At 59.7% G+C, this 13,397-nt stretch carries 12 protein-coding genes; 8 read left to right on the plus strand and 4 right to left on the minus strand.

Annotated elements, in window-relative coordinates; all coding sequences use genetic code 11:
• The 5 genes from ACIOVB_RS25270 to ACIOVB_RS25290 form a co-directional block, all read left to right on the plus strand.
• On the plus strand, positions 1 to 450 hold a 450-nt coding region (locus ACIOVB_RS25270; protein WP_401272018.1), incomplete at its 5' end, for a tetratricopeptide repeat protein.
• Positions 443 to 1,594 carry an outer membrane protein assembly factor BamB gene (bamB, locus tag ACIOVB_RS25275; protein ID WP_187680629.1) on the plus strand — a complete coding sequence of 384 codons (1,152 nt, stop codon included), beginning with the start codon at positions 443 to 445 and terminating at the stop codon, positions 1,592 to 1,594. The genes ACIOVB_RS25270 and bamB, both read left to right, overlap by 8 nt.
• 139 nt (positions 1,595 to 1,733) lie before the next feature.
• Complete coding sequence (gene der / locus ACIOVB_RS25280; RefSeq protein WP_401272019.1) at positions 1,734 to 3,203, plus strand: ribosome biogenesis GTPase Der; 1,470 nt, start codon at positions 1,734 to 1,736, stop codon at positions 3,201 to 3,203.
• A gap of 292 nt (positions 3,204 to 3,495) precedes the next feature.
• Positions 3,496 to 4,644, plus strand: coding sequence for a pyridoxal phosphate-dependent aminotransferase (locus ACIOVB_RS25285; RefSeq protein ID WP_401272020.1), 1,149 nt, complete (start codon positions 3,496 to 3,498; stop codon positions 4,642 to 4,644).
• On the plus strand, positions 4,632 to 5,423 hold the full coding sequence (locus ACIOVB_RS25290) for an amidohydrolase (RefSeq protein WP_401272021.1): 792 nt from the start codon (positions 4,632 to 4,634) through the stop codon (positions 5,421 to 5,423). Before ACIOVB_RS25285 ends, ACIOVB_RS25290 begins: the two co-directional genes overlap by 13 nt.
• Positions 5,424 to 5,601: 178 nt before the next feature.
• On the opposite strand, the gene leuA is transcribed toward ACIOVB_RS25290, so the two are convergent.
• The 4 genes from leuA to ACIOVB_RS25310 all read right to left on the minus strand — a co-directional run bounded on the left by leuA (position 5,602) and on the right by ACIOVB_RS25310 (position 10,851).
• Complete coding sequence (gene leuA, locus ACIOVB_RS25295) at positions 5,602 to 7,281, minus strand: 2-isopropylmalate synthase (protein ID WP_187680625.1); 1,680 nt, start codon at positions 7,279 to 7,281, stop codon at positions 5,602 to 5,604.
• Positions 7,282 to 7,745: 464 nt separating this feature from the next.
• On the minus strand, positions 7,746 to 8,567 hold the full coding sequence (locus ACIOVB_RS25300; RefSeq protein WP_401272022.1) for a peptidoglycan DD-metalloendopeptidase family protein: 822 nt from the start codon (positions 8,565 to 8,567) through the stop codon (positions 7,746 to 7,748).
• Between the two features lie 3 nt (positions 8,568 to 8,570).
• Positions 8,571 to 9,950 carry an exodeoxyribonuclease VII large subunit gene (gene xseA, locus ACIOVB_RS25305; RefSeq protein ID WP_401272023.1) on the minus strand — a complete coding sequence of 460 codons (1,380 nt, stop codon included), beginning with the start codon at positions 9,948 to 9,950 and terminating at the stop codon, positions 8,571 to 8,573.
• Between the two features lie 10 nt (positions 9,951 to 9,960).
• A complete protein-coding gene (locus ACIOVB_RS25310; RefSeq protein WP_401272024.1) occupies positions 9,961 to 10,851 on the minus strand; it encodes a LysR family transcriptional regulator in 891 nt (296 codons plus the stop codon).
• Between the two features lie 100 nt (positions 10,852 to 10,951).
• Here ACIOVB_RS25310 and ACIOVB_RS25315 point away from each other — a divergent pair, with 100 nt between their 5' ends.
• The 3 genes from ACIOVB_RS25315 to ACIOVB_RS25325 all read left to right on the plus strand — a co-directional run.
• Complete coding sequence (locus tag ACIOVB_RS25315) at positions 10,952 to 11,719, plus strand: sulfite exporter TauE/SafE family protein (protein WP_401272025.1); 768 nt, start codon at positions 10,952 to 10,954, stop codon at positions 11,717 to 11,719.
• Between the two features lie 89 nt (positions 11,720 to 11,808).
• On the plus strand, positions 11,809 to 12,357 hold the full coding sequence (locus ACIOVB_RS25320; RefSeq protein ID WP_401272026.1) for a sugar ABC transporter ATPase: 549 nt from the start codon (positions 11,809 to 11,811) through the stop codon (positions 12,355 to 12,357).
• Positions 12,358 to 12,473: 116 nt separating this feature from the next.
• A partial coding sequence (locus ACIOVB_RS25325) for an IMP dehydrogenase (RefSeq protein WP_401272027.1) occupies positions 12,474 to 13,397 on the plus strand: 924 nt, incomplete at its 3' end.

Here is a 13,397-nt window from a genome sequence, read left to right on the forward strand (position 1 = left end):
CCGGACGGCAAGCCTGACGCAGCCCGCGTTGCGGATCTGGCCGGCAAGCTCAACAGCGAGTTCGGCGGCACTGCCTACGCGCAGTACGGCAGCCTGTTCGTGGCCAAGGTTGCGGTCGACAGCGGCAAGCTGGATGACGCGGCGACCGAGCTGAAGGCCATCGTCGACAAACCGGCCAACCCGGCGCTGGGCGAAATCGCCCGTCAGCGTCTGGCACAGGTGCTGGGCGCGCAGAACAAGGCCGAAGACGCCCTGAAGCTGCTCGATGGCGATGCCGACAAAGCGTTCCTGGCCACTCGCGAAGAACTCAAGGGCGACCTGCTGGTGCAGCTGGGCCGTACCGATGACGCGAACAAGGCGTATCAAAAAGCCAAGGCGGCACTGTCGGATGAAGCGGCGGTCGGTGGCCTTCAAATCAAGCTCGACGACCTGGCCAAAGGGGATGCGTGACGTGATCCGTTGGAAGCATGCAGCATTGCTGGCTCTGGCCCTTCTGGCCGCGGGTTGCAGCAGCAACAGTAAAAAAGAATTGCCACCGGCCGAGCTGACCGACTTCAAAGAAGAAGTGGTTCTGCAAAAGCAGTGGAGTCGTTCGATCGGTGACGGTCAGGGCGAAACCTACAACATGCTGGTGCCGGCGATCGACGGTGACACCATCTACGCGGCCGATGTGACCGGCGTGGTGATGGCCATGGATCGCAGCAACGGCGACGTGAAATGGAAACAGGATCTCGAACTGCCTGTCTCCGGCGCCGTTGGCGTGGGTTACGGTCTGGTTCTGATCGGTACGCTGCGTGGCGAAGTCGTCGCTCTGGACACCATCAACGGTGAAGAGAAGTGGCGTGCTCGCGTGAACAGCGAAGTCCTCGCGCCGCCGGCCAACAACGGCGACGTGGTGGTGGTGCAGACTCAGGACGATCGTCTGATCGGTCTGGATGCCTCCACCGGTACTCAACGTTGGGTGTATGACAGCACTCCGGCCGTTCTGACCCTGCGTGGCACCAGTGCACCGCTGGTGACCAACCGCCTTGCGGTGGCGGGTCTGTCGACCGGTAAAGTGGTCGCTCTGGACATTTCCAACGGCGTACCGGTGTGGGAACAACGCATCGCGATTCCACAGGGTCGTTCGGAACTGGAACGCGTTGTCGACATCGATGGCGGTCTGCTGCTTTCCGGCGGCACACTGTACGTTGCCAGCTATCAGGGTCGCGTTGCGGCACTGGATCTGGAAAGCGGTCGTCAACTCTGGCAGCGCGATGCGTCGAGCTACGCCGGTATTGCTCAGGGTTTCGGCAGTGTTTACGTGAGCCTGTCTTCGGGCACCGTTGAAGGCGTCGACGAGCGTTCCACCACCGCGCTGTGGAGCAACGACTCGCTGGCTCGCCGTCAACTGTCGGCTCCGGAAGTGTTCTCCAGCTACGTGGCTGTGGGTGACCTGGAAGGTTATCTGCATCTGCTAAGTCAGGTTGACGGTCGTTTCGTCGGCCGTGAGCGCATCGACAGCGACGGCCTGCGTGCCCGTCCGCTGGTGGTGGGTGACACGATTTATGTGTATGGCAACAGCGGCAAACTGGAAGCCCTGACCATCAAGTAACAACTATGCTTGGAGATAACACCCCAGGCAGCTTCACTTGTGGGAGTGAACCTGTTCGCCCTCACAGTGTTGCCCCGAGCACCAGCCGCTGCCTAGCAGCGGCTTTTGTATTTTCTGAAATAACGAAGTGGAGAGCCGCATGGTTCCCGTAATCGCCCTGGTGGGCCGACCGAACGTCGGCAAATCCACCTTGTTCAACCGCCTGCCCAGCACTCGCGACGCCAACGTCGGCGACCTGTCCGGTCTGACCCGTGATCGCCAGTACGGTGAGGCCAAGTGGCAAGGGCGTTCCTACATTCTGGTCGACACCGGTGGTATCTCCGGTGACGAGCACGGTATGGACGAAAAAATGGCCGAGCAGTCGCTGCTGGCCATTGAAGAAGCAGATGTTGTGCTGTTCCTGGTAGATGCCAAGGCCGGTTTTACCGCCGCTGACCAGATGATCGCCGAACACTTGCGCAAACGTAACAAGCGCTCCTACGTGGTTGCCAACAAGGTCGACAACATCGACCCGGAAATGGCCCGCGCTGAATTTGCTCCGTTGGGCATGGGGCACGCGATTCCGATCGCGGGTGCTCACGGCCGTGGCATCACTCAGATGCTGGAAATCGCCCTGGGTGATTTCCCGAGAGACGAAGAAGAGCCGGAAGACGGCGAAGAAGAACTCGTTGCCGAAGGCGAGGAAGCCAAGCGCATTCCTGGCCCAAGCGAAAAAGACGGGATCAAGATCGCCATCATCGGTCGTCCGAACGTTGGCAAGTCGACCCTGGTCAACCGCATGCTCGGTGAAGACCGGGTAATCGTCTATGACCAGCCCGGCACCACCCGTGACAGTATCTACATCCCGTTCGAACGGAATGAAGAGAAGTACACGCTGATCGACACCGCCGGTGTGCGCAAGCGCGGCAAGATCCACGAAGAAGTCGAAAAATTCTCCGTGGTCAAAACCCTGCAGGCGATCAAAGACGCCAACGTGGTGATCTTCGTGATGGACGCCCGCGAAGGTGTGGTCGATCACGACCTCAACCTGCTGGGCTTTGCCATCGAGTCGGGTCGTGCGCTGGTGATCGCGATCAACAAGTGGGACGGCATGACGCCGAGCGAACGCGACTTCGTGAAGGTCGAGCTGCAGCGTCGTCTGTTCTTCGTTGACTACGCCGACATCCACTTCATCTCGGCGCTGCACGGTACTGGCGTGGGCAACCTCTACGCTTCCGTACAGAACTCGTTCAAGTCGGCGGTCACCCGCTGGCCGACCAACCGTCTGACCCAGATTCTGGAAGACGCTGTTGGGGAGCACGCGCCACCGATGGTCAACAACCGCCGGATCAAGCTGCGTTACGCCCACTTGGGTGGTGCAAACCCGCCGATCATCGTGATCCACGGTAACCAGATCGAGAAAGTACCGAAGTCGTATGTGCGCTATCTGGAGAACACTTACCGTCGTGTGCTGAAGCTGGTCGGTACGCCGATCCGCATCGAGTTCAAGGGCGGCGAGAACCCGTACGAAGGCAACAAAAACACGCTGACCGACCGCCAGGTCAACAGGAAGCGTCGGATGATGTCGCACACCAAGAAAGCCGACAAGAAGCGCCGCGACAAGAAGTGATCCGAGGCCCTGCACAATTTTGTGTGGGGCTTTTGTGGTGAGGGGATTTATCCCCGATGGGCTGCGCAGCAGCCCCAAAACCTGTGCCCGCGGTGTATCAGTCAAACCGCATTCAACGGATTTGCGACTGCTTCGCAGCCGATCGGGGATAAATCCCCTCGCCACAGGTATCGCGGTGTTTTACAAAGAAGAAGGGCGCCGGTTGGCGCCCTTTTTTTATGGGCGCCGGATGGGCTATTCTCGGGCTCTCCCGCGCCGTCGTCAGAGCCGGGTGTTGAGCAGGGAACCCCCGATGATCACCAGTAAGCTGCCGAATGTCGGCATCACTATTTTCACGCAGATGTCTCAGCTCGCGGCGCAGACCGGAGCCATCAACCTGTCCCAGGGTTTTCCTGATTTCGACGGCCCGCAGTCCCTGCTCGATGCGGTCGGTCGGCATATTGCCAGTGGCCACAACCAGTATTCGCCGATGACCGGTCTGCCGGCGCTGCGTGAGCAGATCGCGGCAAAAATCGTCCGCAGCTATGGCGTGAGCGTGGATGCTGACAGCGAACTGACGGTGACCCCGGGAGCGACCCAGGCGATCTTCTGTGCGATTCAGGCAGTTATCCACAGCGGCGACGAAGTCATCGTCTTCGACCCGTGTTACGACAGTTATGCACCTGCAACGGAGCTGGCCGGCGGTCGCTGCGTGCATGTGCAGTTGGCAAGCGACGACTTTTCCATCGATTTCGAGCAACTCAGCGCGGCCATCACGCCGCGCACGCGAATGATCGTCCTCAACACCCCGCACAACCCGAGCGGTGCCCTGATCAGCCGTGCCGAGCTGGACCAACTGGCCGCATTGATCCGCGATCGCGACATCTATCTGATCAGCGATGAAGTCTATGAACATCTGGTGTTCGACGGCGTGCCGCATGTCAGCGTGCTCGCTCACGAAGAGCTGTATCAACGCGCCTTCGTGGTCAGCTCGTTCGGCAAGACCTATCACGTCACTGGCTGGAAAACCGGTTATGTTGTCGCGCCGCCAGCGCTGACTGCCGAATTGCGCAAAGTGCATCAGTACGTGAGTTTCTGCGGCGTCACGCCGCTGCAATATGCCTTGGCTGATTACATGGCCGAGCACCCGGAGCACGTCGAAGAGTTGCCGGGCTTCTATCAGGCCAAACGCGATCTGTTCTGCGATCTGCTGGCACCGTCGCGATTCAGCTTTACCCGGGTCACCGGTACTTATTTCCAACTGGTCGATTACTCGCAGATCCGTCCCGACCTGAACGATGTCGAGATGGCCATGTGGATGACCCGCGAACACGGCGTGGCGAGCATTCCGGTGTCGGTGTTCTATCAGAGCCCACCCGAAGGCCAGCGCCTGGTGCGTCTGTGCTTTGCCAAACGCGAGGAGACGCTGCGCGAAGCGGCGGCAAAACTATGCGTGATCTGAGTATGTTGCCCGATCTCAATCTGGCGCTGATCCAGACCAGCCTGGCCTGGCATGATCGTCAGGCCAATCTCGAGCATTTCGATGTGTTGCTGGAGCAGGCGCGGGGGGCGGATCTGATTATCCTGCCGGAGATGTTCACCACCGGTTTTTCCATGGAATCAGAAACCCTCGCCGAAGCCGAGAACGGCCCGACCAGCAAATGGCTGCGGGTTCAGGCGGCGAAGCTCAACGCGGTGATCACCGGCAGTGTCATTATTCAGGCCGCCGACGGTAGCCATCGCAATCGCCTGTTGTGGGCGCGGCCCGACGGTGAAGTGCTGCATTACGACAAGCGCCATCTGTTCCGCATGGCCGGCGAGCACAACCATTACACCCCCGGCGAGCGCCAGGTGCAGTTCGAACTCAAGGGCTGGCGGGTTCGGCCGCTGATTTGCTATGACCTGCGCTTCCCGGTGTGGAGCCGGGATGCGCAAGACACCGATCTGCTGCTCTACACCGCCAACTGGCCCGGCGCGCGTCGTCTGCACTGGAATCGTCTGTTGCCGGCCCGGGCCATCGAAAACCTCTGCTACGTGGCGGCGGTCAATCGCGTCGGTACCGATGGCAAGGGTTTCGCGTACACGGGAGACAGTCAGGTGCTGGATTTCCAGGGTGAGACGTTGCTGGCGGCGGGGGAGGCTGATGGGGTGTTCAAGGCAGTGCTGGAAGCGGCACCACTGGCGGCTTATCGCGAAAGATTCCCGGCTAATCTGGATGCCGACACCTTCGAATTCACCTGAAATTCAAGCGGTGACGGGGAGGGCCCTTTCGCGAGCAGGCTCGCTCCCACATTGGAATGCGATCCTCCTGTGGGAGCGAGCCTGCTCGCGAAGGGGGCTTTGAAATCTGCACAAAAATGTCAGGCAAAAAAAGGCCCCGGAGTTCGCACTCCGGGGCCTTTTGCATTTCAGCAGTCGATTAAGCCGCTTTCGCTTCCGGCTGGCTCAACGAGCGGTTCAGTGCACTGAACAGCGCCTTGAAGCTGGCGGTGGTGATGTTTTCATCGATGCCCACGCCGTGTACTGCACGTTCACCATTTACACGCAGCTCGATGTAGGCCGCTGCTTTGGCGTTGGTGCCCGCGCCGATCGCGTGTTCGTTGTAGTCCATGATTTCCACCGGAATCGGCAGGCCGGCCACCAATGCTTCCAGCGCACCGTTGCCCTTGCCACGCCAGTGCAGGTTGGTTTCGCCCTGACCCTTGCTCGCCACTTCCACTTCGACGGCGCTGTTGCCGTTTTCTTCCTGCAGGCGATGGCTGACCAGCGCGTACGGGGTGTTGGCTTGCAGGTATTCACTGATCAACAGCGAGTGAATCTGCTTGGCGGTCATTTCCAGGCCCAGGCGGTCGGTTTCACGCTGCACGACTTGGCTGAACTCGATCTGCATGCGACGCGGCAGGCTGATGCCGTACTCCTGCTCCAGCAAGTAAGCGATGCCGCCCTTGCCCGACTGGCTGTTGACGCGGATCACCGCCTCGTAGCTGCGACCAATGTCGGCCGGGTCGATCGGCAAGTACGGCACTTCCCACAAAGCGTCCGGTTTTTGCTGGGAGAAGCCCTTGCGGATCGCGTCCTGGTGGGAGCCGGAGAACGCGGTATGGACCAGATCGCCAACGTATGGGTGACGTGGGTGAACCTGGATCTGGTTGCACTCTTCGACGACTTTGCGCACGCCGTCGATGTCGGAGAAGTCCAGTTGAGGGTCGAGGCCTTGGGTGTACATGTTCAGTGCGACGGTGACGAGGTCGACGTTACCGGTACGCTCGCCGTTGCCGAACAGGCAGCCTTCGACACGGTCGGCGCCGGCCATCAGGCCCAGCTCGGTGGCGGCCACGCCGGTACCACGGTCGTTGTGGGTGTGCAGGCTGATGATGACGCTGTCACGACGGTTGATGTTGCGGCCGAACCATTCGATCTGGTCGGCGTAGATGTTCGGGGTCGCGCACTCAACGGTGGCCGGCAGGTTGAGGATCATCTTGTGCTCAGGCGTCGGGTTCCAGACCTCGATCACCGCGTCACAGACTTCCTTGGCGAATTCCAGCTCGGTGGCACTGAAGGTTTCCGGCGAGTACTCAAAGGTCCACTCGGTGTCTGGTTGCATCGCTGCGTATTTGACGAACAGTTTGGCGGCGTTGACCGCGATGGCCTTGATGCCGTCCTTGTCCTGATTGAAGACGATGCGACGGAAAGAAGGCGAGGTGGCGTTGTACAGGTGAACGATGGCTTTCTTCGCACCACGCAGGGATTCGAAGGTGCGCTCGATCAAATCTTCACGACCCTGGGTCAGCACCTGAATGGTGGTGTCGTCCGGGATGTGGCCGTCTTCGATCAAGGTGCGGACGAAGTCGAAGTCGGTTTGAGATGCGGCCGGGAACGATGCCTCGATTTCCTTCACACCGACCTGCACCAGGGTCTTCCAGAAGCGCAGCTTTTTCACTGCATCCATCGGCTCGATCAGCGACTGGTTGCCGTCACGCAGGTCGGAGCTGCACCAGATCGGCGCGGCGTCGATGGTTTTCGACGGCCAGGTGCGATCCGGCAGATTGATGACAGGGAACGCGCGGTACTTGGAGGACGGATCTTTGAGCATGCTCATCGGGAAATTCCTTATTGTCTGGGCCGAAAAGAGGCGGCCTGCCGGTGGAACGAATGTTCTTGGAAAAGCGTGGGACGAGGCGCAGCGATTCAGCCCGGCAGTCGTGCGCTGACGAGGCACAAGCTGCGGTGCTGGCGAAGCTGAATAAGGGTGTGCGAGGTTTTCATGCTTTCAACCCTAACCGCGGGTGGGGAGGATGGCAAGCAGTCGAAAAAAATTGAGAGGAATACTCGAAAAGAGAGGGTTCGCGCGATTTTATTGTGTGATAAGCCAGAGAGTGTCTGGATTTTTGCGCAGGGTTTGATGGGGGCGCAATTGAAAGAGGTGGGTTTCAGCGGTGTTTGTGGTGGGGAATAGGCCGCTATCGCGAGCAAGCTCACTCCTACGGGGGAGTTGTGTTGTGAACACGATCAACTGTAGGAGTGAGCCTGCTCGCGATGAGGCCAGAAGCCTCACTGAATAAATCAGGGCTGGAACGCCCCAATGAAAATCGCCGGATCCACCCGCGCATCATTCAGGCTGATATTCCAGTGCATATGCGGCCCGGTCGCCCGGCCAGTCGAGCCGACCTTGCCCACCACTGCACCCCGCGCCACTTGATCACCCACCTTCACATCAATCTTCGACATATGGCAGAACATGCTGATGAAGCCCTGACCGTGGTCGACAAACACCGTATTGCCGTTGAAGAAGTAGTTACCGGTCAGAATCACCTTACCCGCCGCCGGGGTCTTGATTGGCGTGCCGGCCGGCACCGCGAAGTCCAGGCCTGCGTGCGGATTGCGCTCTTCGCCGTTGAAGAAGCGGCGCACACCAAACTTGCTCGACAGTGGCCCGTTGACCGGTTTGTCCAGCAACAGGTTGCTCGGCGTGTTCGGGCTGAAGCTGCGGTAGGCCTTGATCTGCTCGGCCAGTTCGCCTTCGATGCGCTTGAGGTTGGCCGGGTTTGGATTGACCTGTTGGGTGTTCTTCAGGGTGATGCGCTGTTCCGGATATTTTTTGTTGCCGACCGTGAACGGCAGATTACGCCCGCCACTGCTGATTTGCTGCGATCCCGGTTTGACGGTCAGTGGCACGCCGACAATCGCCAGCCAGTTGTTCTGCTCTTTGACCACTAACACCGGTTTGCCCTGATAGGTGGCTTTCGGCGCTTGAGCGGCAGCGCCCAGATCAACCACTGCCACGCCGCCCGGCACCGGTTTGTTCAGCAGCCGGGTGATGTAACTGTCGGCGTGGGCGTTGAAGGTCAGACAGAGTAAAAACAATGGAGCCAGAAAACGCGGCATGGATCAGTCCAGTAAAGAGAGGGTGACGGGCGTCAGGTGATTGTCCTCGACGCGCACTTGCAGTTCGCCTTCGCCGAGTTTGGCTTTCAGGCGCTGGCCGGTGTGGGTCTGCGCGGCGTTGCGGATCGCGTTGCCGCGCTCATCCAGCAGAATGCTGTAACCACGGCCAAGGGTTGCCAGCGGGCTGACCACATGCAGCGTCTGCATCTGACTGTGCAGTTGCAGACGACGGTTTTTCAGGCCTTCACGCATCGCTCGCGGCAAACGTTCGGCGAGGCTGTCGAGGCGCTGGCGCAACATCGCCAGTTGCCGTCCCGGATGCTGCCCGGCGAGGCGGGTTTCCAGGCGAATCAGGCGTTCGCGTCGAGTATTGAGATGACGCTCGAAGGCCCGGCGCATACGCATGTCGAGGTCGTCCAGACGCTGAGCCTGCTGGCGCAGACGCTCGCCGGGATGGCGCAGGCGCCGGGCCATGCCCTCCAGACGAAGACGATCGCGCATCAAACGGTCACGCATGCGCATGACCAAACGGCGATGCAGGCTTTCGACCTGACGGATCAGGTGGCTGGAATCGGGAGCGAGCAGCTCGGCGGCAGCGGAAGGCGTGGGTGCGCGGACGTCGGCAACGAAGTCGCTGATCGACACATCGGTTTCATGGCCGACGGCGCTGACAATCGGTGTCACACAAGCATCGACTGCGCGGGCCACGGCCTCTTCGTTGAAACACCAGAGGTCTTCCAGCGAGCCGCCGCCACGGGCGAGGATAAGAGCGTCAAATCCGCGGGCATCGGCCATTTTCAAGGCGCGGACGATCTGCGCAGTGGCTTCGCGGCCCTGCACGGCGGTCGGAATCAACGTCAACTGAACCTGCGGCGCACGGCGGCGGAACACGCTGATGATGTCGCGGATCACCGCGCCAGTCGGCGAACTGATGATGCCGATGCGTTGCGGATGCGCCGGCAGCGGCACTTTGCGTTCGGCGCTGAACAGGCCTTCGGCGCTGAGCTTTTCCTTCAACGCATCGAAGGCCAGACGCAGCGCGCCGTCACCCGCCGGCTCCACGGTGTCGAGAATCAGTTGATAGTCACCACGGCCTTCGAACAGCGAGACCTTGCCGCGAACCTTCACGGCCAAGCCGTCTTTCAGCGCCTGGCGCACGCGTGCAGCGTTCTGACGGAACAAGGCGCAACGCACCTGCGCGCCGCTGTCCTTGAGCGTGAAATAGATGTGGCCGGACGCCGGGCGGGCGAGGTTGGAGATTTCGCCTTCGACCCAGATGTTGCTGAACACGTCTTCGAGCAACACCCGCGCGCGGCCGTTGAGCTGGCTGACGGTCAGGACTTCACGGTCCAGGCCAAGTCTTGCAAAGGGATCTTTAATCATGGGGCGCAGTTTAAAGGCATTCGCCGGTGAATGTCTGGAGGAAGTGTTGCACCAGCGGTGTCGGATTTTGCCGATAGGCGAGGGCCACAGTGCTTTGGCAATCTGAATCTGCCAGCGGTAGAAATCTTACGCCGGACGGTGCGATGTCCTGCATCGACTCGGGCAGCAGGGCGATGCCGAACCCCGCCTGAATCAACTGCAATTGCGTGGTTTTGCGCGACATCACTCTCGCGGCTTTCGGGAAGAAGCCCTGGCGCATGCACAGGTCGGCGCATAAATAGCTCAGACCACCGCGCTGCGGATGGGGAATCGAAATGAACGGCTCGTCTTTTAATTGCGCCAGTTCGACAATTCTCAGGTCAGCCAATCGATGACTCGCCGGCACCGCTAACAGCAAGCGTTCAGTAAACAGGGGCGTAACCTGAATACCCTCGCGCTGACGCAACACCGGCAGACGCAGCAGGCCGATATCGAGGCGACCTTCGGCCAGTTCCTGCAGTTGCGCTTCCGACGACAGTTTGCCGATGTCCAGCGACACGCCTTGCTGCTGATCAAGGTAAGTGCTGATGTCGCGCAGCAATCGCCCGCTGATCGGTACGGTACTTGAGTGACTCAAGCGCAATGTGCCGAGTTGACCGTGGCCGACTTCGGTGGCCATGGTGCTGGCCTTGTTCAGCTCAATCAGCAGATTGCGCGCTCGCGGTAACAACGCTTCACCCGCCGCCGTGAGTCGGGGTTGCCGTGCTGTGCGCTCGAACAGCGGGGTTTGCAGACGGGTTTCCATGTCTTTGATCTGGCGGCTCAATGCCGATTGCGCGATGAACAAACGCTCGGCCGCCGCACTGAAGCTGCCGCATTCGGCGATTTCCACGAAGTAACGCAGTTGACGGGTTGAAAGCACAAGACATGCCTTTTCGAGATGGGTTGGCGACTTTGAAGATATTAGTCGCAACCCTCGGCGGTGGCTAAAGTCATCAAAGGCTTATAAAGGAAGTCGAGCGATGAGCGTTGTGGGGCTGCTGAGTGAGTGGGCGTGGGGCGCCGAGGGCTGGGCGGTGATCGGATTGGCGATCGCGCTGGCCTATATCGTGTTTGGCATTGCCGGTTTCGGCACGGCGCTGGTGGCGGGGCCGATTCTGATTCTGTTCATGCCGTTGTCGAAGATTGTGCCGTTGCTGGTGCTGCTGGATTTCGTCGCGGCGTTTGGCAATTTGCTGCCATCGCGGCGGGACGTGGCGAAACCCGAATTGCTGCGATTGCTGCCGTGCATGGCGGTTGGTTGCACGTTGGGGGTGATTTTTCTGCTCAATCTCAAATCCGATCTGTTGTTGCTGTTGATGGGGCTGTTTATCAGCGCTTATGCGATTTACAGCCTGTGGGTCAAAGCGCGGCCCGCGCAACTGGCAGCCGCTTGGGCGGTACCGATGGGGACGGTGGGCGGATTGTTCGGAGCGTTGTTTGGCAGTGGTGGCTTTCTATACGCGATCTATCTCAATAGCCGACTGCCTAAAGACTCGGCCCGGGCTACGCAAAGTGCGCTGATCAGTTGCAGCACGGTGGTGCGCTTGAGCCTGTTCGCCATCGCCGGTGTTTATGCCGAACTACCCTTGTTAATGCTGGCGCTGTGTCTGTTGCCTGCCATGGCGCTGGGGTTGTGGATCGGGCGGCGCTTGACCATGCGGTTGTCCCGCGAGGCGTTTGTGCGGCTGGTGACGTGGTTGGTGCTGGCGAGCGGCATTGCCTTGATCGGGCGCTATTTGAGTACTTGACCGGATTTCGTCAGGGATTAAGCTGCCGGTTTTTAGGGCCTCTTCGATTTGCTCGCGAAGGCGTCAGAAGCCATACCGCAGGACTTTCCATGAATTCGCAAAGCATCATCGTCCCGAAAATCTCCACCCTGCCGGTCCACGAACCCCGGGCCCGGGCGATCGTGCGCTGGCTGGTGCGCAAGAACATCATCGAGGAAGAACTGACCACCTGCGGCCGCACTGGCAACCGCATGGCCCACGCTATTGCCCATGGTGCCCGCGCCGTGGTGCTGCACCCCGAGGCGCTGCCGTTCGGCGAGCCGATCAACGGCTTGGAAATCGTCACCAAGCGCTGCATCTACACCCCGGCCAAGGGATTTCTGGAAGAGGCTGGTTGCGCCGAGTGCCGCAGCGAAGTTGGTGAAGCGCTGTTCGAAAGCCTGGAAGACTGGATGCCAGGGCGCACCGACAACTTCACTTGCCCGGAATGCGGGCATGAAGACGACATCAACGGCTTTCTGTATTTGCAGGAATGCGCGTTCTCCAACCTGGGGTTCATCTTCAACAACTGGCTGGAAGCCGGGTTCAAGCAGAGCTTTATCGACGAATTCGCCGATTGGCTGGATCAACCTGTCTCTTGGGTCAAGGTGGAACTGTAGAAGCGGCGATTCCCGTACATCAGCAACATTGATATTAAGCAGAGTTTTACGTTGAACAGCGGGGGGTGTCTGACTATAATGGCGCGCTTCCATTTTCCCGCTCGGGAGCCCCCGCGATGCTGCGTATCAGCCAAGAAGCTCTGACATTCGACGACATTCTCCTAGTGCCCGGTTATTCCGAGGTGCTTCCTAACGAAGTCAGTCTCAAGACCCGCCTTACCCGTGGCATCGAACTGAACATTCCTCTGGTTTCTGCTGCAATGGACACCGTTACTGAAGCCCGTCTGGCAATTGCCATGGCTCAGGAAGGTGGCATCGGCATTATCCACAAGAACATGACCATCGAGCAGCAAGCTGCCGAAGTTCGCAAGGTCAAGAAGTTCGAAGCCGGCGTCGTCAAGGATCCGATTACCATCGAGGCAGATGCCACGGTTCGTGATCTGTTCGAATTGACCCGCATGCACAACATTTCCGGCGTTCCGGTACTGCACGATGGCGACCTGGTCGGTATCGTCACTTCCCGTGACGTGCGTTTCGAAACCCGTCTGGATGCCACCGTCCGTGAAGTGATGACGCCTAAAGAACGTCTGGTCACCGTACGCGAAGGCGCCGACAAGAACGAAGTCCGCGAGCTGCTGCACAAGCACCGTCTGGAAAAAGTTCTGATCGTCGATGACAAGTTTGCCCTCAAAGGCATGATGACCGTCAAAGACATCGAAAAAGCCAAAGCCTATCCGCTGGCCAGCAAGGACGATCAAGGTCGTCTGCGCGTTGGCGCTGCCGTTGGTACCGGTAAAGACACCGGTGACCGCGTAGCCGCGCTGGTCAATGCCGGTGTGGACGTGGTGGTGGTCGACACCGCTCACGGTCACTCCAAAGGCGTGATCGACCGCGTTCGCTGGGTTAAACAGAATTTCCCTGAAGTTCACGTTAACCGCGGCAACATACCCAACGGCGCAGCCCCCAAGGCCCAGGCCCAAGCATGCCCCCAAGCGGTAAAAGTCGGTATACGCCCAGGCACCATAAGCACCACCCCCATC

This window comes from Pseudomonas sp. NPDC087639, from assembly GCF_044743385.1.
Lineage (GTDB): Bacteria > Pseudomonadota > Gammaproteobacteria > Pseudomonadales > Pseudomonadaceae > Aquipseudomonas.

Coding starts and splice junctions, on each gene's coding strand:
- bamB (WP_187680629.1), top strand. CDS start 443: ATGCGTGACGTGATCCGTTGGAAGCATGCAGCATTGCTGGCTCTGGCC.
- der (WP_401272019.1), top strand. CDS start 1,734: ATGGTTCCCGTAATCGCCCTGGTGGGCCGACCGAACGTCGGCAAATCC.
- ACIOVB_RS25285 (WP_401272020.1), top strand. CDS start 3,496: ATGATCACCAGTAAGCTGCCGAATGTCGGCATCACTATTTTCACGCAG.
- ACIOVB_RS25290 (WP_401272021.1), top strand. CDS start 4,632: ATGCGTGATCTGAGTATGTTGCCCGATCTCAATCTGGCGCTGATCCAG.
- leuA (WP_187680625.1), bottom strand. CDS start 7,281: ATGAGCATGCTCAAAGATCCGTCCTCCAAGTACCGCGCGTTCCCTGTC.
- ACIOVB_RS25300 (WP_401272022.1), bottom strand. CDS start 8,567: ATGCCGCGTTTTCTGGCTCCATTGTTTTTACTCTGTCTGACCTTCAAC.
- xseA (WP_401272023.1), bottom strand. CDS start 9,950: ATGATTAAAGATCCCTTTGCAAGACTTGGCCTGGACCGTGAAGTCCTG.
- ACIOVB_RS25315 (WP_401272025.1), top strand. CDS start 10,952: ATGAGCGTTGTGGGGCTGCTGAGTGAGTGGGCGTGGGGCGCCGAGGGC.
- ACIOVB_RS25320 (WP_401272026.1), top strand. CDS start 11,809: ATGAATTCGCAAAGCATCATCGTCCCGAAAATCTCCACCCTGCCGGTC.